Genomic DNA, 19,700 nt, shown 5'->3' with positions numbered 1-19,700 from the left:
GTCAGGCAATGAAACAAAAAACACATAGTAAAGGAGAGTACGATTATGAAGCAGTGGAGATGTACGGTTTGCGGTTATATTTTTGAGGGTCAGAATCCGCCGGAGGCCTGTCCTCAGTGCAAGGCTCCCGCGAGCAAGTTCGAGGAAGTGAAGGAAGACGGCAACATGGTCTGGGCTGCAGAGCACCAGGTCGGCATCGCAAAGGATGTCGATGAGGAGATCAAGGCAGGCCTTCGCGCGAACTTCGAGGGAGAGTGCTCCGAGGTCGGTATGTATCTCGCTATGAGCCGCGTGGCTTTCCGCGAGGGCTATCCGGAGATCGGTGAGTACTGGAGAAGAGCGGCTCTTGAAGAGGCGGATCACGCAGCACGCTTCGCAGAGATGCTCGGTGAGGTTGTCACCTCCTCCACGAAGAAGAACCTTGAGATGAGAGTCGCAGCAGAGTTCGGCGCGACCCAGGGCAAGGTCGATCTTGCGACGATGGCAAAGAAGCAGAACCTCGATGCGATTCACGACAGCGTCCACGAGATGGCACGCGACGAGGCGAGACACGGCAGAGCTTTCCTTGGCCTGCTGAACAGATACTTCGGCGAGAATAAGTAATTTTTTCCCCGAACGGCTGTAAGAACCTTCCTCCATGGGTTCTTACAGCCTTTTTCTTTGCCTATTTCACGCTTTTTTGCTACGCTCTTAGCAGCATATGCGGGAGGATAATCTTGTATGAATGACTTGGTGAAAAGCTACTATGCGCTGCCCACGGCGCGGGAACGCTCTCTCTTTTTGGCCAAGCGCGCGTCGGCGGCCGAACTCGGTGCCGAGGAACGCGAGACGCTCGACCTGCTGTCCCGCCTTCTCAGCGCTCGCTTCGGCGAACGCCCCGAGCGACGGCAAACGGTTTCCGACCGCTTTCTCACGGCCTTCATGGACCTCCGCGTAACCTATGCCAGAGACAGCGGTTTTCTTTCGCGCGGCAAACAAAAAAAAGAAGTGCTGCGCGCCTTCGCAGCCCTTCTTCTTCCTGATTTTTTAATTGAACCGATCAGCGAGAGTCCCCGTTTTCCGGCGCTGCTTTGCGCCGAGTGGCGAGACTTTGCGGACACCCTCTTTCGAAGCTGCCTCCGCGATCCCGCCTACCGGAGCCGTGTCTTCGGTCTGGTCCCTGTGCCGGAGGAGATGATTGTGCGGCGCCTCCACGAGGAACTGCATCAAATCATGACGGAACTCCCCGCTCGCTTTTCTCTTCAGCGCGAAAGCTCCGTGCTACGCACGGTCATGGAAGAGTCCTTGTCCGCGCTTACCGCCTCGTAGGGTATCCGAATATACTTGCCTCGGTCAAGCGTGTAAGCGGATTTTTCTCCCGCGGCGAGGGAAAGCGCCAGAGAGAGCATGGCCTCAGCCTGACCGATTCCGTTGTTCTTGACGGTTCCCGTGAGACTCTGATCGCGCACCGCCGCGAGCCCGGGTTCGGTTCCGTCGATTCCGAAGATCGGCGGCAGGGGGATGTTGCTCGCCCGGTAAGCATCCAGGGCGCCGAGCGCCATGTCATCGTTGTTTGCGAGTATCAGTTCAATTTGGGCCCCGTAGCTCTGCAGCAGCTGCTGTACCTGGGTCTGCGCCTGGGAGCGGTTCCAGTTTGCAAGCGCATAGCCCAGTTTTTCGAGCGCAATGCCCTGCTCTTTCAGGGTGGAGGCCGCATACTCGGTCCTTAGGATGGCGTCCTGGTGCCCGGCCTCTCCTTCCAGTACCACATACTGAATCACGCCGTCTTGATTCCGGTCCGCCTCCGGATGTGCCTTTAGGTAGGCTGCCGCGAGTTCACCCTGCAATACGCCGGACTCCTTGGCATCGGCGCCGACATAGTAGAGTTTGTCCCAGCGCTCCAAATCCTCTTCGACCAGCTCGCGATTAAAGAAGATAATCGGCACGTTCTTTTTCTTTGCCATGTCGATAATTTTTCCGGGCGCCGTCCGGTCGACCAAATTCACGCAGATGATGTCGCAGCCGTTGTCGAGCATCTGCCGCACAGCCTTATCCTGCACTTCTTGACTGCGCCCCGCATCGCTGAGTTCAATCTGCACACTGCGCGCCTCTCTGGCCGCCTCTTCGCGAAACGCAGTCGTGAGTTCCGAGATAAAGGTGTCGTAGCCGTCGTAGACACTCACGCCGATTCGCACCTTCTTTTTGCCCTCCGTCTTCCGGTCCCGGCAACCCGTAAAACAGAGGAGCGCCATGAGGAAGAGTATGAGGAGCCGCATTCGATTCCGCATCTTGCCTCGCTTTCACCGCACCAGCGGAAAGAGTAATTTCTGATTTTCTGCACTGTACATATTGTCTCTTGATACCAGGGTATCGCCGACTCTCAGCTGCTCCATTTCCCGGAGCCTGCTCGAGAGTTTTTTCTTTGCCTCCGCGACCGCAAGATACCCCATGTTGAACTCATTGATGACTATCATCGCGCGAATGTCGCCGCGGTCCAAACCGTAGAGATTACGGTTTGAGTTCCCGACGCCGTAGACCAGGGGCCGTTCCTTTGCCGTGAGCGCATACGAAAGGGCCTCCGTGAGCGCACTGTCCTCAAGCCCCGCGACAATCGAGGCGCCTTCCGCTTCCTCACTCAGCGAAATGCCGCTTCCGCGCAGCGCTTCCAAAACGCCCCGTCGTCTCTGTTCCACCGAGCCCCGAGAACCCGCGGCAGGAAGCAGGGCCACACTGCCCCCTGTCTCTGCCGCACCTTTCCGAATTTCTCTCCCGAGCGCCACGCCGATTGCATAGTTATCGGCGCTGACAGAGCCGAAACGCCCCGCGGCCTCCGTGTCGGCGCGCTCGCCGAGCAATACGACAACGGCGCGCTGAGACAGTTCCTCCGCCATTTTGCCGCTGCCTTCGGAAGCGACCGGCTCTATGATCAGCGCCTGCGCGCCGTCCTCAATCTCCTGTCGCGCGAGTTTCAGCTCTGCTTCCGCGTCGGCATCCTCCGGCACCATCACATAATTCAGCACCAGTTTGCCGTCCTCCGCCGCCTTTTCCATTCCCGCAAAGAGCACCGAGGTGCCGACATCCGCCTCGCGGCGCGTGAGCACCGCAATGCGCGCTCTTCTCCCCGCCTGCTCCGAAGCATAGCGCGTGCGCACCAAAAAGAGCGGGAGCAGCACGGCGAACGCCGCCGCGGCTGCCGCAATCCAAACCACTGTCTGCCGCTTCATCGTCCCTCCTCAAGCCGCTGTCTGTTTTCTTCGTTGTAGGGAATGGCCGGCAGGCATATACGCACTTCGGTTCCCTCATCCGGCTCGCTCTCGATGCGGAGACCGTATTGCGCACCGAAGCGCAGCTGAATGCGCCGCTGTACATTCAAAAGCCCCACGCCGGAACCGCGACTCGGGCGATGTTCTCCCTCTTTTAAGAGCAGAAGCACTTCCTCCGCCGGAATGCCGTAGCCGTTGTCCCGAACGGTGAGCACCAGTTCTCCGTCCGTTAACTCCGCGCGGAGCAAAATCTCTCCCTCATCCTCCATGCCCTTCACGCCGTAGTAAATGGCGTTCTCCAGTATAGGCTGGAGTATCAGTTTGACCGTGCAGTAGTTCCGCACCGCCGGATCGATTTCGTAGCGCATCCGAAAGCTGTTCTTAAAGCGCACCTTCTGGATGTTCATATAGTTCTCCGCGTGCTGCAGTTCCGCCTCCATCGAGATAACGGTCTTTCCGCCGCTCAGACTGATGCGGAAGAGGCTCGCGAGCCGGGTAATCATGAGCACGGCATCTTCGTGGCGCTTTCCTTCGATCATCCAAACCACGGAGTCCAGGGTGTTATAGAGAAAGTGCGGGTTAATCTGGGACTGCAGCGCGTCGAGCTCGCTCTTTCGCTTCTCCTCCTGTTCGCGCACTATGTCCCGCATGAGGAGCTGAATCTCCTTCACATAGGAACGCAGGGTGCGTCCGAGATGGCGCACCTCGGCGCTGCCGCCGATGTAGACCTGGGTCTCCTGCCCGAGCTCCAGTTTCCGTATGGACTCGTTGAGCAGCACCAGGGGCTTTGAGACCTGCGTGGCCGCCAGTCGGTTGACAAGCGCCAGCGCCGCCGCCGTAAAGAGCACAAGCCCGAGCGCAAGCTGCCGCACATTGAGAAGACCGAGCGCAAAATAGGTCCCGGGAATCACCCCCACCAGCTTCCAGCCGGTGTAGCTTACAGTCTCCACAACAACCTCGCGCCGCTCGCCCTGAAAAATTTCGCTGTGTGCGCCGTCCGCATAGTTCGCCGCAACAACGCTGTTCTCCGCGACCAGTCCCGCGTCAATCTGCATGCGCCGCGGGTGGTAAATCAATTCACCGCGGCTGTCACAGAGATAGACATAGCGTCCCGCGCTGTCCTGGTTTACATCGTCCAGCATGTCCGCGACGCTCTTATAGTTCATATCGACCAGCAGTATACCCTCACTGCTCTGACCGCCTTCGTTTAGTTCCACCGCACGGCTCAGCGAAATGACCCAGTGGTAGCGATAACTCGGGTCGTCAAAGAGGTCCTGTACATGCGGGGTCGAGAAATGCAAATTCTCCACCTTGGCCGCCGCACTCCGAAACCAGCTCTGCTGCCGCACATCCGTATCCTGCTTCTCCACCGCAACCGGCGCCGCACCGAGCAAGGTCCCGTCCCGACGGTAGAGCGCAAGGGAAATCAGATCGTCTCGATTCGCCTCGTAGAGCAGCTCCATCTCCCGGTTCGTGTTTTCCTTCGCAAAGTCCTTACTCTTAATCGAGGCATAGTAAACTGCGTCCGAGAGGGATCGCATGTTCCTGAGGTAATCGCCCAGATTTTCCGACACCCGGTGCAAAAGCTGGGCGCTGCTCTCGGTGAGTAGCTGCTCCGTGTGCCGCGCAAAGATGCGGTACAGCCCCACGCCGAGCAAGGCCGTGATGCTCACCGAGACCGCCGTAAAGGAGACCACGATAATAAAGCGGATGGAGCGCGGTATTCCAAAAAAGTCCGGTACCCTCATGCCTCGCTCCCCCGGCTGTCCTTATACTTGCTCGGCGACATGCCGAACTGCTTTTTAAAGACATAGCTGAAATAGTTCGGGTCCGCATAACCTACTTTTCGCGCAATCATATAGGTCTTCTCGCTCGTCGAGAGCAGCAGCTCGACCGCCTTCTCCATGCGGAGGTCGGTCAGGTATTGCACAAAGGTCTTTCCGGTTTCGCGCTTAAAAATGGTCGAAAAATAGGCGGCACTCACGTTTAAATGCGAGCACATCGCATCCACGGTGAGTTCGCCCTCGGCGTAGTGCTCGTTGACATAATCGATTGCCCGCGCCGCAAAGGACCTCGCGCTGTCCGCCCGCTTATGCTGTATCATCTCCCGCATTTTGCGGCAGACCTCATCCATCCAGCGCGTCAGTTCGCCGGGTTCCAACTGCTGTAAAATGCGGTACATCGCGTCGTTGTCGCCGAAAATCTCTTCGGCGCTCAGCGCATTGTCCTTTGCGAAGCGATACAGTTCTCCGGCGGTCTCCATCACAAAAAAGCGGTACTCCTGCACCGAGGCCTGTGCCGCCGCGTTCTCCGCAATGTAGCGCGCAATCGCAGCACTGAGTTCTTCCTCCTTTTCCATGCGCATCTTCCGAAAGATGTCCTGCATGGACTCCCGCTCCGAGAGATCGGTGCCGTTCTTCTCCTGCGGCGCAATCTCCGAAATGCTGATTGCCTTACCTGTCCCGTATATCATGCGGTAAGAGAGCGCATTGCGGGCACCGGTGTAGGAGTCTCTGAGTTCATGAAAGGCCGCACAGACCTTTCCCACCCCTATGGTGACCGTCGCACCGAGCTTTGCCGCCGCGAGCCGGCAAAAGCGGTCGCAGGCATCGGTGAGAAAGCGAAGCTGTTCCGTCTCCCCGAGTTCCGCGAGCATGACTGTATTGCCGAGGTAGCCGAAAAAGCGTGCGTGAAAGCGCTGTCCCAGGCTCTCCTCCGCAAGCCGCCGCACCGAAGCAGCAATCATCACGGCACTGACCCCGTCCGGAAGCCCGGCGCTCCCCGTGTGGATAACAGCCGCCGCACAGGGAGAAGCGCCGAGTTCCAGCTGATAGTCCTCGGCCTGCCGCGCAATCTCCTCCTCCGGAATCTTGCCGTCCAGAAGAGACACAAAAAAACTCTCCTGCAGCCGCGGCAGACTCTTCTCGTAATAGGCCTGCAGCTGTTCCCGGTTCTGTCGCTCTGCCCGCTCCGCATCCAGACTCTCCCGTATCCGGAGGAAGAGCTTCGAGAGCTCCGCTGCGTGCACCGGTTTTAACATATACTCCTCCGCCTCAAGGCGCAGGGCCTCGCGGGCGTATTCAAATTCATCAAAGCCCGAAAAGACGATAATGCGTATATTCGGGTAGAGTTCCTTTAATTTGTGCGCAAGTTCAAGCCCGTCCATATAGGGCATCTTGATATCGGTCAAAACCACATCCGGCGCGGTCTCCTCCGCAAACTCGAGGGCTTCAAGCCCGTTGTGCGCCTCACGCGGCACGGAGAAGCCCAGACTCTCCCAGTCTATGGTTTGCCGTATTGCACTGATTACATCTTCCTCATCGTCCACCAACATGCAGGAATAGAGCATGGTCTTTCCTCCCATTCAAAAAACCGCAGCTTTCGCTGCGGTTTCAGTATAACATATGCGGGCTCTTTGCGCCTTTTGCGAAACTTTACTTCTTCTGAACGTACTTTAAGCAGTCCAGGGTGACAGCCGTCAGGATGATGATACCCTCAAAGACGAACTGGAGGTTGGTATCGATACCGAGTATGGTCAGCGAATAGGTGAGTGCCGTGAAAATCAGCACGCCGACCACAACGCCGGAAATCTTACCGATACCGCCGGTGAAGGAAACGCCGCCGACCACGCAGGCCGCGATTGCGTCCATGTCCCAGCCCTGGCCGTAAGCCGCCGAACCGGAACCCACCATGCGTGCGCACTCAAGCCATGCGCCGAAGCCGTAGAGCACACCTGCCATCATGAAGGCGCCCATCGTGACCGCGAAGACCGAGATACCCGAGACCGAAGCCGCCTCCGGGTTGCCGCCGACCGCGTAGAGATTCTTTCCGAAACGGGTCTTGTTCCAGATGAACCAGACAATCAAGATCGCCGCGAGGGCCCAGACAATGATGAGCGGGAAGCCGTTCACCTTCGGAACAATCATCGAAGCGATGCCCGGCTCAATGGCACCGAAGGACACACCCTTGGTCGCATAGGTCACGAGACCGAAGATAATCAGCATGTTCGACATGGTCGAAATGAAGGGGTGCATCTTAAAGCGCGCCGTGAAGAAGCCGGCAATCGAAGTAAAGCAGGTTGCGAGCACAATGCAGGTAAGAAGCGCAAGCACCGCTCTTCCCACATAGGGCAGGGAGGTAAAGTCAAAAATCTTGCCGAAGACCGCACCGGTATTGACACCCTTGTGCATGATGATGGTCGCGGCGACCATGCCCATACCGGTCATTCTTCCGATCGAGAGGTCGGTACCGGTCAGGAGAATCAGACCCGCAACGCCGAGCGCAAGGAACATGCGCGGAGACGCCTGCTGCAGAATGTTCAGGACATTGTTGTAGGTAAAGAGCTGGGTGTTCTTCACAATCGGCGTCACAATGCTCAGCGCAATGAAGATCATCACGATGACAATATAGAGACCGTTCTTCAAGAGGAACTGGCGCTGGTTAAAGGTGTACTTATAGTTCTCGATGCGCTGTGCCTGCGCCTGTCCGAAGGTGAAGCGGGACATTCGGAGCAAATCGATCATGTGATACTGCTCGGCGAAGGCCTCGTGTCTTCTGTCCTTGATTGCCTGCAGTTCCTGCTCGTAGTTAATCTTTGCATCGAAGAGCTTATTCTTGTAGACGTAGTTCTCGTCCTTCAGCTCCTGCTGCAAATCCGCACCGCCCTCTGCGCGGAGACGGGCAAGCTCTTTCTCATGCTCCTTGCCGAGCTCTGCGACGCGCGCCTGATAGCGTGCCTTTGCGTTTTCTTTGTCTCTCTTGCAGTTTTCGGTGACCGGGCCCAGATAATCCTTCTCATAGTGCTCTTTTAAGTAACTCTCTGCCTCGGCAACGAGCCCCGAGACCTCGGCCTGGTTCTTACTCTCAATCGCCTGTGCCGCCGTGAGCGCCGCAGCTGCCTCGGCGATCAGCGCATCCTTCTTGTCCTTTTGGATGTGCTTGTCTTCTTTTAAGAGCTGAATGCGATTCTTCAGCTTCTGTACCTGATCGCTGCCGTCCTTCCGGAGCGCGTCGATCTTAGCCTGTATCTCTCCGACATGTGCGCGAATCGGCTCGAGGAGCTTTGCCTCTTCCTCGGCGCGCATCGCAGCGTCCTTCTCATTTCCTAACTGACTCATAACTCTCTCCTCACTTTACAGGTACTTTGCGCTGAGACGCAACAGTTCTTCCTGATTGGTCTCTTTGGTCTCGACAATGCCGGACAGATAGCCGTTCGACATCACACCGATGCGGTTCGTGATTCCCAGAATCTCCGGCATCTCGGAGGAAACCACGATGATGGTCTTGCCCTCCTTCGCCATGCGGATGATGAGGTCGTAGATCTCATATTTCGCGCCGACGTCGATGCCGCGGGTCGGCTCGTCCATCATGAAGACGCGCGGCTCTCGCTCGAGCCACTTGCCGAAGATGACCTTCTGCTGGTTTCCGCCCGAGAGACTCGAAATCAAATCCTCGGGGCCCATGCACTTGGTGCGCATGGTCTTTAACTGCTTCGTGGTCGCCTTTGTCATCCTCTGCTCGGAGAGCGCCGGACCGTTCTTATAGTGCTTCAGGTTCGCAATGGTCGTGTTAAAGGTGAGGTCTCCCTTGAGGAAGAGACCGTTGGCCTTTCTCTCCTCGGTGATCAGCGCGAAGCCGTGCTCCATGGCCTCCTTCGCCGAGTTGAAGTTCATGAGCTCTCCGCCGTAATAGACGCGGCCCGCAGCGCGGGTGCGTATGCCGAAAATGGTCTCGAGGAGCTCCGTTCTGCCCGCACCGACCAGGCCGTAGAGACCGAAGATCTCGCCCTCGCGGACATTAAAGCTCACGTCCTGAATGTGCGGCTCGAACTTGGTCGAGAGGTGCTGAATCGAGAGGATGTCCTTGCCCGGCGTATTGTCGACCGGCGGGAAACGATTCTCGAGCGAGCGTCCGACCATGGCTGCGATCAGCTCGTTTAAGTCGGTGTCCTTCGTGTCCTTCGTCATGACCAGCTTGCCGTCTCGGAGCACCGAGACCTGGTCGCAAATCTCAAAAATCTCATCCATCTTGTGCGAGATGTAAATGAGGGAGATGCCCTGATCCCGGAGTTTCCGCATCATCGCGAACAACTTTCTGACCTCGGGCTCGGTGAGCGAGGAGGTCGGCTCATCCAGCACGATAATCTTGGAATTGTAAGAAATTGCCTTTGCAATCTCGCACATCTGCCGCTGTGAGACAGACATGTTGCGCATCGGCTGGGTCAGGTTCACGGTCATGCCGAGACTTCGGAAGAGCTCCGCAGCCTCTTTCTTCATTCTCGCCTCATCCACAATGCCCATGGAATTCACGGGGTAGCGCCCGAGGAAGAGATTGTCCACAACCGAGCGCTCCAGGCACTGATTCAGCTCCTGATGAACCATGGCAATTCCGTTTTCCAATGCGTCTTTCGGCCCCGAAAACGAGACCTCGTGTCCGTCGAGAATGATCTCGCCCTCGTCCTTCTGATAGCTTCCGAAGAGGCACTTCATCATGGTGGACTTTCCGGCGCCGTTCTCTCCCATGAGCCCCATGACGGAGCCCCGTCTCAAATTGAGCTCAATGTGATCCAGAACGCGGTTTCTGCCGAAGGACTTCGACATACCTCGTATGGATAAGATGATATCTTCTTTTTGATCTGACATGGTTCTTCTCCCAATAATTAGAACAGGGGTATCAGGTGTGCCCCCGATACCCCCAAAACACAAGCTTCGTTTACTGGTTCAGAATTGCGGTGTAGGAAGCTGCATTGTCCGTCTTCACCATGTTGATTGCGAATGCATCGTACTGGCTCGGGTTGCCGAGGCGGTTCGTGATGTTGGACTCGGTCTGTCCGTCGCCATCCACGTAATCGACCTTCAGGTTCAGCAGCGCCTCGTAGTTCTTCAGCAGGGGCTTGTAGGTAGAGCCAAGGAAGTTATCCGCCGCGTTGTAGGTGTTCAGCCAGACCTTCTTCTCTGCATGCTTCGTTGCATCCAGCTTGTTTGCGACCGGTGCATAGACCTTGGTTGCATCCGCGAAGTCCTTATAGTTGTCTGCGGTGACCGCAAGGTTCAGTGCGTAGTAGGATCTCTCCTCCGGCACATACTTGTAATCTGCCGCGGTGAGGACATTGCCTGCCTCATCCGCCGTGCCGATGCCCGTGTCGACATCCACACCGTCGAGAAGGTTTCTCAACACTCTGAGCGTGAGGTAAGCCTGAACGTCTGCATGCTGGCTGATGGTGCCGCCGTAGCCCTCCGGAATCGCAGCAACAGCGTCGGAGTTTGCGTCGTAACCGAAGGTCGGAACACCCTTCTCCTTGGACCAAGCGTTGAACATGGACATGCCCATGCCGTCGTTGTTCGATGCGACAATGTCAATCTGATCGCCGAAGGAAGAAGCCCAGGTGCTGATGCCGTTTCCTGCCGTTGCAGCGTCCCAGGTTGCGCCCGCTGCGTTCTTCATCTCCTGCGAAGCAAGCTCTCTGACCTTGTAGGTCTTGCCGTCAACTTCGATCTCGCCGTCCTTGACAACCGTTGCCGTTCCGTCGACGTTCGTGCCTGCCGGCGTGGAATCGATTGCGCCGTCCTTCTCAACCGCCGTGCCGAGTGCCTTTCTGACACCTCTCGTACGAGCGATCGAGTCGTTGTGGCCGATATCCCCGATAGCAAGGACGTAACCGATCGTGCCGTCGCCGTTCTTGTCGATCTCGGCAGCGTGCTTCTTGATGTACTCGACAATCATCTCACCCTGGAGCTCGGCACCCTGGTTTGCGTCGAAGCCGACATAGTAGGTCTTGTCGTTGAAGTGAAGTGCCTCTTTGTCGAGCTCGCCCGTGGAGCTGTTCGAGGGCTGACGGTTGTACCAAACCAAGGGCTTATCCTTGTTTGCAACCATTCCGGTCTCGCCGCCCGCAGCCATGGTCTCGCTTGCGCTCTCGCTGCCGCTTGCCGCTGCGGAGCTGCTCTCGGTCTTGCCGCCGCCGCCGCAAGCCGCAAGCATCGTGGTCGCCATCGCCACAGCTGCGATGATGCTAATTGCCTTCTTCATATCTGACTCCTCCTCTTTCTGTATGCGTATTCGCATTTCAGTGATGGGACAAGAATACCAAGTCGAGGCACAAAAAAAAATAGGATTTTCTATACTTTTCCTAGAAAATCCTATTCTTCTTCGAAAGCCACCTTGATTCTATCGGCGAAACCAAGTGTTTAGTTCTAACTACCCGTCATTTTGTACAAGCTTCGGTGAATTTTTTGTGCACTCTCCTCAGAGACTCACTTCCACCGCGCCGTAACGGCGCAGACCCATGCGGTAGATATTCTCTTTGCCGAAGAACTGCGACATGAAAGCCGTGTAGTCCTCGCGCTCCTCCTTCGGGAGTATCGCCATGATGACACCGGCAAAACCGCCGCCGTGGATGCGGCAGGTGCCGCGCGCACAGCGCTTTAAGAAAAGCTCCGTGAGGCAGAGGGCCAGCGGAATCGACTGCTCCTTCGTATCCTCGGTGCAGTAGGCGTTCTGCAGCCACTCGTAGGAGGACTTGCCGCTCTCCCCCATGAGCTGTAAAAGCTTGTCGCTGTTGCCCGCAGCGACCGCCTCTCGCGCCTCATCGACGCGCTTGTTCTCCTCGAAGAAATGCAGGGCGCGAAGCAGGGCTCTGTCGTTTCCGAGTTTTTCCCGCATGCCGCCGAGGGTCGTGAGCAGCACGAGTTCGCTCACATCCGCAAGCCGGCTCTCGCCGAGCTTTTCCGCGACCGCATACATCTCGTGCGGGATGGAGGAGTACTCTTCGGTGAGATCCGCATGCCCCTTGCCGGTGTTCAGGATAAAGAGATCCATGTCGTAGTCGTCGAAGGCGAAGTCTATGGTCTCGTAGCGGACTCCCTCGGAGAAATCGAGAAAAATCACGCCGCCCGCCGCGCAGGCCATCTGGTCCATTAAGCCGGAGCTCTTGTTCCACCAGTGGTTCTCCGCGTACTGGCCCATGCGCGCATAGTCCGCAATGCTCATCTTGCCCTCGTTATAAAAGGCATTGAGTACGGTGCAGACCAGCATCTCAAACGAAGCCGAGCTCGAAACGCCCGCCGAGGCAATGACTTCGCTCGTCACATAGGCGCGAAAACCGCCCACCTTGTAACCGAAGTTCTCCGCAGCCTCCGCCATGCCCGCAACCAGGGACCTGGAACCGTCTTCCTTCGGGGTCTCCGAGAGCGCCTTGGTGTCTACCGAGACCGGGCGATAGCCCTCGCTCACAATCGTAATAATACCGTCATCGGTCGGTGCCGCGGCACAGATGGTGTCGAGCGTAATGCTGCCCGCCAGTATCTTACCGCCGTTGTGATCCGTGTGGTTTCCGATAATCTCCGTTCTTCCCGGCGCGGAGAAATAGCGGAGCTCTGCCGCGCCGAATTCCTCCGTAAACTTTTCTTGCAAATGCGCATAGCGCTTCCGCGCGCTCTCGCTCTCTTCTCCGTAGAGCGCCTCAATGCCGGGCTTAGTCTCGTTCATTTTTCTGTCCCCCTTAGGTCTTTATCGCGATGCCAGTCTCATCATAGCGAATTCCCGCTCCCTTTTCCAGCGCTTTCCGAGTCGGCGCTTCCGGCGAGCTCCGCAGCGCGCGAGGCGTGAATCAGGGCATCCAGAATTTCATCCAAATCGCCGTCCATGACGCGCTCTATGTTGTAGAGCGTGAGTTTAATCCTGTGGTCGGTCACGCGCCCCTGCGGAAAGTTATAGGTTCGTATCTTTTCCGAGCGGTCGCCGCTCCCGATCTGGGCGCGCCGCGCCTCCGCGGTCTCATTCTGCCGCCGCTCGAGTTCCAGCGCGTAGAGCTTACTCCGAAGCAGGCGGAAGGCCTTCTCCTTATTCTGGAGCTGTGACTTCTCGGTCTGCGAGTAGATCACAATGCCGGTCGGGTAGTGCGTTAAGCGCACCGCCGAATCCGTCGTGTTGACGCACTGACCGCCGTTTCCGGATGCACGCATCACGTCGATGCGCACATCTTTTAAATCAAGCTGCACATCGACTTCTTCCGCCTCCGGCATCACGGCCACACTCGCGGTGCTCGTGTGGATGCGCCCGCCCGCCTCGGTCGCCGGGACGCGCTGCACGCGGTGCACGCCGGACTCAAACTTGAGCCGCGAAAACGCGCCCCGCCCGCGCACCGTCGCGATGACTTCCTTCATGCCGCCGAGCCCGCTCTCGTGGAAGTCATCAATCTCAACCTTCCAGCCGCGGTGTTCCGCGTACTGGCGGTACATGCGAAAAAGCTCCGCCGCAAAGAGCGCCGCCTCATCGCCGCCCGCGCCCGCACGAATCTCGAGCACCACGTTTTTCTCGTCGTTCGGATCCTTCGGCAGGAGCAATTCTTTGAGTTTTGCCGCCTGCGCTTCCTTTTCGCGCCGCGCCTCCCAAAGCTCCTCCTTCGCGAGCGCCCTAAGCTCTTCGTCTTTCTCCTCGCCGAGCATGGAGAGCGCCTCCGCCTCCCTCTGTTCGGCGCTACGCAGTGCCTCGACACAGGAGACCAGGGGAGAAAGTTCCGCCTGTTCCTTTAAAAGTCGCTGTAAGAGCGCGCTGTCTCCGTGGGTTTCCGGCACGGAGAGCTCTGCCATCACTTCCTCATAGCGGCGCAGCGCCTCGCTCAGATGTTCCTCCAGCATGCATGCTCCCTTTCACAATGCGATCCCGCCCCGCGAGATCCCGAATGATTTGTATGTCCGAAAATGCGGCCGCCTCGAGAAGCGAAGCCACCGCCGCCCCCTGCGACATGCCGATTTCCAGATAAAGTCTGCCGCCCGGCTTTAAATGTGCGCCGCTCTCCGCAGCGAGGCGGCGGTAAAAGGCGAGGCCGTCCGCCGCCCCGTCGAGCGCAAGCCGCGGCTCGTGATCTCGCACTTCAACGCTCAAGCTCTCTATCTCCGCGCTCTCGATATAGGGCGGATTAGCCGTGATCACATCAAAGCGCTCCGGAATTTCCGAAAAGAGATCCGACTGCCGGAAGAGAAGCGGCAGGCCCGTACGCGCGCGGTTTATCTCCGCGACCGCAAGCGCCTCCGCAGAAATGTCCGCGCCGAGCGCACACGAAAAGTTCCCGTGCTTCAGAAGCGCCAGCGGAATGCAGCCGCTTCCCGTACAGAGGTCAAGGAGTGCTCCCCGCGCCCCGTCCCGCAGTACTTCCTCGACCAGACACTCGGTGTCCTGGCGCGGAATCAGTACCCGCTCATCCACATAGAGGGACAGGCCGCAGAAATTCTGTTCCCTTGTCAGGTACTGGAGCGGCACGCCGCTTGCCCGGCGCGTAAGCAATTCCTCGTAGCGCACGGCGTCGTGCGGCGAAAGCAAGTCTTCCCGCGCGAGCACATAATCCGTAAAGTTAAAGTTCAGCACATGGCAGAGAAGAAGCCGCGCGTTCTGCGCGGCTTCTTCTCTGCCCGCCGCCGCGAGGGTTTCCGCCCCGCGGCGCTCTGCTTCCCGAAGGGTCTCTGCACTCATGCGTTTGTCTCCGTCTCCGGAAACGTCGCATCAAAGTTCTTTCTCAGATACTCTCTCCAGTCAAAAACCGCCTCGACCGCCTGAATTGCGACTTCCGCCATTTCGGGCGTCGGTTCCGTCGTGGTAAGTCCCTGCATCCACATGCCCGGACGACTCAGCGCATTCACGAATGCGGAGTCATGCGTGCCTGTAAAGCGGAGAAACTCATAGGAGACGCCCGCAATCACCGGCATTAAGAGGATGCGCGATACCGCACGGAGTAAAAGAGTCTCCGGCCGTATCACAATGAAAAAGAGAATCGAGATCATCATCACAATCAGGATGAAGCTGGTCCCGCAGCGCTTGTGCTCCTTGGAGCTCTTCATCACGTTCTCGACCGTGAGCGGGAGCCCGTGCTCCACGCAGTTGATGCACTTATGCTCGGCCCCGTGGTACATAAAGGTGCGGTGTATATCCTCCATCCGCGAGATTGCCTTGATGTAGAGGATAAAAATCAGAATGCGGAATACGCCTTCCAAAACCGCAATCAAGGTCTCGTTTGCGAGAACGCGGCGCAGAAGTCCCGCCAGAAACATGGGCAGCAGCATGAAAATGCCGATGGCCGCGAGGAAGGAAAGCGCCATGATGACACCCATCATCACCTTCATGGCCTTTTCGCCGAAGGCCTTCTCAAGGAAGCGCTCAAACTTCGAGGGTTCCTCCTCTTCCTCCTCTCCCTCCGCATAAATCTCCGCCGACCAGTTCAGCGCGCGCATACCGAGTATCATGGAATCCGCAAAGCTGAACACGCCGCGCACAAAGGGCAGTCGAAAGAGCGGATAACGATCCGTGAGACTCACGTAGCGCTGCCGGTCCACCGCAATGCTCTTATCTTCGCGGCGCACCGCGCAGGCGTAATACTCCCCGTTCTTCATCATGATGCCTTCCAGTATCGCCTGTCCGCCGATGCCGGAGTATTTTTGTTTCGCCATACTTCGCCTCCTCTCTGAAGCGTTTTAACGTAAAACAGGGGCTGAGTCTACCCTCAGCCCCTGTCCCCTGTTTATTTTTTACTCGCCCTTCACGCCGTACTTCTTGTTGAACTTCTCAATGCGTCCGCGCGCGCCGGCGGTCTTCTGCTGACCGGTGTAGAAGCTGTGGCACTTGGAGCAGACCTCAACGTGAATCTCCGGCTTCGTGGAACCGGTCACAAAGGTGTTGCCGCAGTTGCAAGTCACCGTTGCCTGGTAGTAATTCGGATGGATTCCCTCTTTCATTTGTTTCACCTCACTTTAATCTTGATCTTTTATGAAAGCGGCGAACCGCTTTTCCGTTCCCATTCCCATAGAAAAACAGCTTTCACAGTATAACATGCTTGTCAACGCTCCGCAAGTCCGGAAAACGCTTTTATTTGCCGTCCCGAAGCCGTTTTAAGAGGGTTTCGTTGTCCGCACTCTCCGAAAAGAGCTCCAATATCTGTTCCGTCTGCTGTTCCCCGCTGCCGTTGCCCCGCATCCTCCTGAGTTTCGCGACACTGCTCTGCGCAAGCGGAGAGAGCAACAGCTCCTCTCTCCGGGTTCCGCTCCGCGCGATATCGATTGCCGGAAAAATGCGCCGCTCCGCAAGGCGGCGATCCAGCATGAGCTCCATGTTGCCGGTGCCCTTGAACTCCTCGTAAATAACATCGTCCATGCGGCTGCCGGTCTCGACAAGAGCGGTCGCGAGTATCGTGAGGCTTCCGCCCTCCCGCATATTCCGCGCCGCGCCGAAGAAACGCTTCGGCATATAGAGCGAGGCCGGATCCAGACCGCCCGAAAGCGTGCGCCCCGAAGGCGTGACCGTGAGATTGTAGGCGCGCGCAAGGCGCGTAATCGAGTCGAGCAGTATCATCACATCCCTGTGCTGCTCCGTGATGCGGCGCGCCCGCTCGATTGCCATTTCGGCAACCCTTCTGTGCTGCTCCGGCTCCCGGTCAAAAGTCGAGTAGATGACCTCGACCTCCGGATCCGCGATGTACTCCTTGATGTCCGTGACCTCCTCCGGTCTCTCGTCGATCAAAAGCACAATGAGATGAATCTCGGGACGCGTGCGCCGCACGGCCTTCGCGATTTCCTTTAAGAGTGTGGTTTTGCCGGCCTTCGGCGGCGCGACGATAAGACCGCGCTGCCCCTTGCCGATCGGCGCAATCAGGTCGATCACTCGGAGGGAAAGCGTGGACTCAGCCCCTTCCGAAAGCGGTATACGCTCGCTCGGAAAAATCGGGGTCATCTCCTCAAAGTTTGCGCGGCGCAGCTCCGCTGCGCGCACGCCGTTTACCGTATTCACATAGAGCAGGGCGCTGTAGCGCTCCTTTTCGCCGCGAAGGCGCTTCACCCCGGTCACCAGATCTCCGGTTCTCAGACGAAAACGCCGTATCTGCGAGGGCGAGACATAGACATCCTCTTCGCCCGGGAGGTAATTCGCCGAGCGGAGAAAGCCGAAGCCCCCCTCGCTCACAATCTCCAAAAGGCCCGAGGCGAGGTTTCCGCCGTCCGCCGCCTCCCGGAGCTCGGGCGGAAGCTCGGAGACCGCCTGCTCAATTCGGCTCCGCGGCTCTCCCTTCAGTTTTTGAATCAAGTCCTGCTTTCTGAGCGCACTCACGCCGGAGAGGCCGCGCTCTCTCGCGAGCTCTCTGAGTTCCGTGAGGCTTAGGCTCTCAAGTCTTTCTTCCGTCATGGCCCTCCTCTCCCGCTGTCTTCAGCCTTTTAAGCCGCGCTTTGATTTCGGCTTCTTTTCCGTTGTCGCTCGGTCGGTAAAGTGCGCTTCCCCGCAGGCTCTCCGGCAGATAGTCCTGGGCCACATAGTTGCCCGGGAAGTCATGCGGATAGAGATAGCCCTTGCCTCTGCCGAGCTGCTCATGCCCGCGGTAGTGGGCATCCTGTAAATAAGGCGGAATCGGCGCCGTCGCCGTGCGCTCCGCGAGCTCCAGTGCCGAAAAAATCGCCGTGGTCGCCGCATTGGATTTCGGCGCCGAGGCCACATAGAGGCAGGCCTGACTGAGTAAGAGCTTCCCCTCGGGCATGCCGATGCGGTCAAGCGCCGCGGCCATGCTCTCCGCGACCACCAGCGCCATCGGGTCCGCATTTCCCACATCCTCCGCCGCACAGATTACAATGCGCCGCGCGAGAAAGCGCGGGTCTTCGCCGGCATAGAGCATGCGCGCCAGATAGTAAATTGCGGCATCCGGGTCCGAGCCCCGCATGCTCTTGATAAAGGCGGAAATCGTGTCGTAGTGATTGTCGCCGTCCTTGTCGTAGCGTACGGCGCGCTTCTGTATGCTCTCCTCCGCAACGGACAGCGAAAGGCTAATCACGCCGTCCGCATCCGGCGGCGTCGTCTTCATCGCGAGTTCCAGCGCATTCAGCGCGGTCCGCGCATCGCCCCCCGCGGCATCCGAAAGAAAGGCGCAGGCCTCCTCCGTGAGTTCGGCGCGCCAGTTCCCGTAACCGCGCTCCTTATCCGCCATGGCACGACGAAGCAGCGCTGCGATATCCGCCGCCGCAAGTGGTTTCAATTCAAAAATGCGGGAGCGCGAAAGCAGCGCTGCATTGACTTCAAAAAAAGGATTTTCGGTTGTCGCGCCGATCAGCGCAACAGTGCCGTCCTCCACATAGGGGAGCAGAAAGTCCTGCTGCCCCTTGTGGAAGCGGTGTATCTCGTCGACAAAGAGGGGGGTTCGCTTGCCGCGCCCAAAGTTCTCGCGGGCTTCTTGAATCACTTCCTCCATCTCTTTTTTGCCGGCCGTCGTCGCGTTCAGGCGACAAAATTCGGATTTGGTCTCGCGGGATATGACTTCCGCAATCGTAGTTTTTCCGCTGCCCGGCGGTCCGTAGAGAATCATGGATCCCACGGCATCCGCCCGCACGGCACGGTACAGAAGCTTTCCCTCGCCGAGGATATGCGTCTGCCCCGCAATCTCCTCCAAGCTTCGGGGCCGCATGCGCACGGCAAGCGGTGCCTCCTGCCGGAGCGCATTCTCGCGCATATAGTCAAAGAGGTCCATCAGTTCAGTCTCTCTCCCTGCAGGAGTTTAAAGTCGCGGTAGCCCTTTGCCTCATGCTCAAGCTCCGAGAAGATATAGCTCGTATCAAGGGGGCCGCTCTCGTTGTCGTAGTTACTCGTATCAAAGATCAGCCAGTTTCCGTCGATCTTGGATGTTCCGAAGATGTGCATGACACCGGTCTCCCGGTTGTTTGCAATCATGTTCACATAGGAGAGTCCGACACTCCGAAACAGGAGCTCGGTCAAACCGTTATAGCCCACACAGGCCGTGCGCTGCGATACCACGACATCCTGCAGGCAGTTCTGCTGCAGACTGTAGTCGTAGTTGAGGCGCTTTGCGACCGTGTCGCAAATAAACTGCGCCTTTTCCCGCTGGGTCTTACCCGCGGTCTGCGCCTTCACTTCTTCCGTGAGGCCCTGCAGACGGAGTAAGTTCCGGTAATTCCGGTAGGCCTCCGCCTCCGAAAAGGGCCGCCCCAGCTCAACGGCCGCAATCAGCTTATCGCCCTTGGTCGTAATCAAGACATTGGCATTTGAAAAGAAGGGGAGACCTGCGAGCAATTCATAGCTCAGCTTTTTCCGGTCGGAAGCCGCACCCTCATAGACCAGGAGATAGGGCTTGCCGTTCTCATCGACATACTGCGCGTCCTGACGATACCAGACGCTGTTCAGATAGAACTGCCTGCGCATCTCCTTGCGCTCGGCATCTGTCTCGTAGGAAAGCAGACGCGCAATGACCGCATTGGCGTCCTCCGACACATACCCGTATTCAGCCCTGCGAGGAAGCGCTGCGCTATCCGGATGCAGGCGATTTTCAACCGTCTGTATCAGCTTCTGCTCTTCTGCGCGCACATTGCTCGGCAGTGCCGCACAGACCCCAAATCCCAAACCCAGCGCAAACAGCGCTCCTTTCCAGCTTTTTATGGACAATTTCTTTCCTCTTTCTTATAATAAGCGTGTCAATAACTA

The 19,700-nt window shown here is 57.8% G+C and carries 17 protein-coding genes; 2 read left to right on the top strand and 15 right to left on the bottom strand.

Going from position 1 to position 19,700, the window contains the following annotated elements; genetic code table 11:
* Positions 1-45 precede the first annotated feature (45 nt).
* Positions 46-603: an NADH peroxidase gene (locus QU660_RS00390; protein ID WP_304946379.1), complete on the top strand. Its 558-nt coding sequence runs from the start codon at positions 46-48 to the stop codon at positions 601-603.
* Between the two features lie 117 nt (positions 604-720).
* Positions 721-1,308 (top strand): DUF6553 family protein, encoded by a 588-nt coding sequence (locus QU660_RS00385; protein WP_304946378.1) that lies wholly within the window; start codon positions 721-723, stop codon positions 1,306-1,308.
* Here QU660_RS00385 and QU660_RS00380 read toward each other — a convergent pair.
* The 15 genes from QU660_RS00380 to QU660_RS00310 form a co-directional block, all read right to left on the bottom strand.
* A complete protein-coding gene (locus QU660_RS00380; RefSeq protein ID WP_304946377.1) occupies positions 1,242-2,267 on the bottom strand; it encodes a galactose ABC transporter substrate-binding protein in 1,026 nt (341 codons plus the stop codon). The two genes, QU660_RS00385 and QU660_RS00380, sit on opposite strands and share 67 nt — an antisense overlap.
* Before the next feature lie 12 nt (positions 2,268-2,279).
* Complete coding sequence (locus tag QU660_RS00375) at positions 2,280-3,203, bottom strand: sugar ABC transporter substrate-binding protein (RefSeq protein ID WP_304946376.1); 924 nt, start codon at positions 3,201-3,203, stop codon at positions 2,280-2,282.
* Positions 3,200-4,990: a cache domain-containing sensor histidine kinase gene (locus tag QU660_RS00370; RefSeq protein ID WP_304946375.1), complete on the bottom strand. Its 1,791-nt coding sequence runs from the start codon at positions 4,988-4,990 to the stop codon at positions 3,200-3,202. The genes QU660_RS00375 and QU660_RS00370 overlap by 4 nt, the downstream gene beginning before the upstream one ends.
* Entirely contained in the window at positions 4,987-6,606 is a 1,620-nt protein-coding gene (locus QU660_RS00365; protein WP_304946374.1) for a response regulator transcription factor, read from the bottom strand. The genes QU660_RS00370 and QU660_RS00365 overlap by 4 nt, the downstream gene beginning before the upstream one ends.
* 70 nt (positions 6,607-6,676) lie before the next feature.
* Positions 6,677-8,359 (bottom strand): galactose/methyl galactoside ABC transporter permease MglC, encoded by a 1,683-nt coding sequence (locus QU660_RS00360; RefSeq protein WP_304946373.1) that lies wholly within the window; start codon positions 8,357-8,359, stop codon positions 6,677-6,679.
* A gap of 15 nt (positions 8,360-8,374) precedes the next feature.
* Positions 8,375-9,883 carry a sugar ABC transporter ATP-binding protein gene (locus QU660_RS00355; RefSeq protein WP_304946372.1) on the bottom strand — a complete coding sequence of 503 codons (1,509 nt, stop codon included), beginning with the start codon at positions 9,881-9,883 and terminating at the stop codon, positions 8,375-8,377.
* A gap of 70 nt (positions 9,884-9,953) precedes the next feature.
* Positions 9,954-11,270, bottom strand: coding sequence for a substrate-binding domain-containing protein (locus tag QU660_RS00350; protein WP_304946371.1), 1,317 nt, complete (start codon positions 11,268-11,270; stop codon positions 9,954-9,956).
* Between the two features lie 216 nt (positions 11,271-11,486).
* Positions 11,487-12,728 carry a galactokinase gene (locus QU660_RS00345; RefSeq protein ID WP_304946370.1) on the bottom strand — a complete coding sequence of 414 codons (1,242 nt, stop codon included), beginning with the start codon at positions 12,726-12,728 and terminating at the stop codon, positions 11,487-11,489.
* A gap of 41 nt (positions 12,729-12,769) precedes the next feature.
* Positions 12,770-13,879 carry a peptide chain release factor 1 gene (gene prfA / locus QU660_RS00340; protein ID WP_330693218.1) on the bottom strand — a complete coding sequence of 370 codons (1,110 nt, stop codon included), beginning with the start codon at positions 13,877-13,879 and terminating at the stop codon, positions 12,770-12,772.
* On the bottom strand, positions 13,839-14,711 hold the full coding sequence (gene prmC, locus QU660_RS00335) for a peptide chain release factor N(5)-glutamine methyltransferase (RefSeq protein ID WP_304946369.1): 873 nt from the start codon (positions 14,709-14,711) through the stop codon (positions 13,839-13,841). The genes prfA and prmC overlap by 41 nt, the downstream gene beginning before the upstream one ends.
* Positions 14,708-15,682 carry a DUF1385 domain-containing protein gene (locus QU660_RS00330; RefSeq protein ID WP_304946368.1) on the bottom strand — a complete coding sequence of 325 codons (975 nt, stop codon included), beginning with the start codon at positions 15,680-15,682 and terminating at the stop codon, positions 14,708-14,710. Before QU660_RS00330 ends, prmC begins: the two co-directional genes overlap by 4 nt.
* A 78-nt stretch (positions 15,683-15,760) precedes the next feature.
* Complete coding sequence (rpmE, locus tag QU660_RS00325) at positions 15,761-15,967, bottom strand: 50S ribosomal protein L31 (protein WP_009532823.1); 207 nt, start codon at positions 15,965-15,967, stop codon at positions 15,761-15,763.
* A gap of 130 nt (positions 15,968-16,097) precedes the next feature.
* Positions 16,098-17,405, bottom strand: coding sequence for a transcription termination factor Rho (gene rho, locus QU660_RS00320; protein WP_304946367.1), 1,308 nt, complete (start codon positions 17,403-17,405; stop codon positions 16,098-16,100).
* A complete protein-coding gene (locus QU660_RS00315; RefSeq protein WP_304946366.1) occupies positions 17,386-18,732 on the bottom strand; it encodes a replication-associated recombination protein A in 1,347 nt (448 codons plus the stop codon). Before QU660_RS00315 ends, rho begins: the two co-directional genes overlap by 20 nt.
* The gene (locus tag QU660_RS00310) at positions 18,732-19,619 is read right to left on the bottom strand and encodes a hypothetical protein (RefSeq protein ID WP_304946365.1); all 888 of its coding nucleotides are present in this window, start codon (positions 19,617-19,619) and stop codon (positions 18,732-18,734) included. Before QU660_RS00310 ends, QU660_RS00315 begins: the two co-directional genes overlap by 1 nt.
* Positions 19,620-19,700: the final 81 nt, after the last annotated feature.

Source organism: Stomatobaculum sp. F0698, assembly GCF_030644385.1.
In the GTDB taxonomy this organism is placed as follows: Bacteria; Bacillota; Clostridia; order Lachnospirales; family Lachnospiraceae; genus Moryella.
Note: the sequence above shows the minus strand (reverse complement) of the source record. Positions and strands in the feature narration are given on the sequence as shown.

Bases quoted from the DNA above. Each gene is read 5' to 3' on its own strand.
- QU660_RS00345 (WP_304946370.1), bottom strand. From the start codon at position 12,728: ATGAACGAGACTAAGCCCGGCATTGAGGCGCTCTACGGAGAAGAGAGC.
- QU660_RS00355 (WP_304946372.1), bottom strand. From the start codon at position 9,883: ATGTCAGATCAAAAAGAAGATATCATCTTATCCATACGAGGTATGTCG.
- QU660_RS00375 (WP_304946376.1), bottom strand. From the start codon at position 3,203: ATGAAGCGGCAGACAGTGGTTTGGATTGCGGCAGCCGCGGCGGCGTTC.
- QU660_RS00370 (WP_304946375.1), bottom strand. From the start codon at position 4,990: ATGAGGGTACCGGACTTTTTTGGAATACCGCGCTCCATCCGCTTTATT.
- rpmE (WP_009532823.1), bottom strand. From the start codon at position 15,967: ATGAAAGAGGGAATCCATCCGAATTACTACCAGGCAACGGTGACTTGC.
- prmC (WP_304946369.1), bottom strand. From the start codon at position 14,711: ATGAGTGCAGAGACCCTTCGGGAAGCAGAGCGCCGCGGGGCGGAAACC.
- QU660_RS00380 (WP_304946377.1), bottom strand. From the start codon at position 2,267: ATGCGGAATCGAATGCGGCTCCTCATACTCTTCCTCATGGCGCTCCTC.
- rho (WP_304946367.1), bottom strand. From the start codon at position 17,405: ATGACGGAAGAAAGACTTGAGAGCCTAAGCCTCACGGAACTCAGAGAG.
- QU660_RS00365 (WP_304946374.1), bottom strand. From the start codon at position 6,606: ATGGGAGGAAAGACCATGCTCTATTCCTGCATGTTGGTGGACGATGAG.
- QU660_RS00315 (WP_304946366.1), bottom strand. From the start codon at position 18,732: ATGGACCTCTTTGACTATATGCGCGAGAATGCGCTCCGGCAGGAGGCA.
- QU660_RS00350 (WP_304946371.1), bottom strand. From the start codon at position 11,270: ATGAAGAAGGCAATTAGCATCATCGCAGCTGTGGCGATGGCGACCACG.
- QU660_RS00360 (WP_304946373.1), bottom strand. From the start codon at position 8,359: ATGAGTCAGTTAGGAAATGAGAAGGACGCTGCGATGCGCGCCGAGGAA.
- prfA (WP_330693218.1), bottom strand. From the start codon at position 13,879: ATGCTGGAGGAACATCTGAGCGAGGCGCTGCGCCGCTATGAGGAAGTG.
- QU660_RS00330 (WP_304946368.1), bottom strand. From the start codon at position 15,682: ATGGCGAAACAAAAATACTCCGGCATCGGCGGACAGGCGATACTGGAA.
- QU660_RS00385 (WP_304946378.1), top strand. From the start codon at position 721: ATGAATGACTTGGTGAAAAGCTACTATGCGCTGCCCACGGCGCGGGAA.
- QU660_RS00390 (WP_304946379.1), top strand. From the start codon at position 46: ATGAAGCAGTGGAGATGTACGGTTTGCGGTTATATTTTTGAGGGTCAG.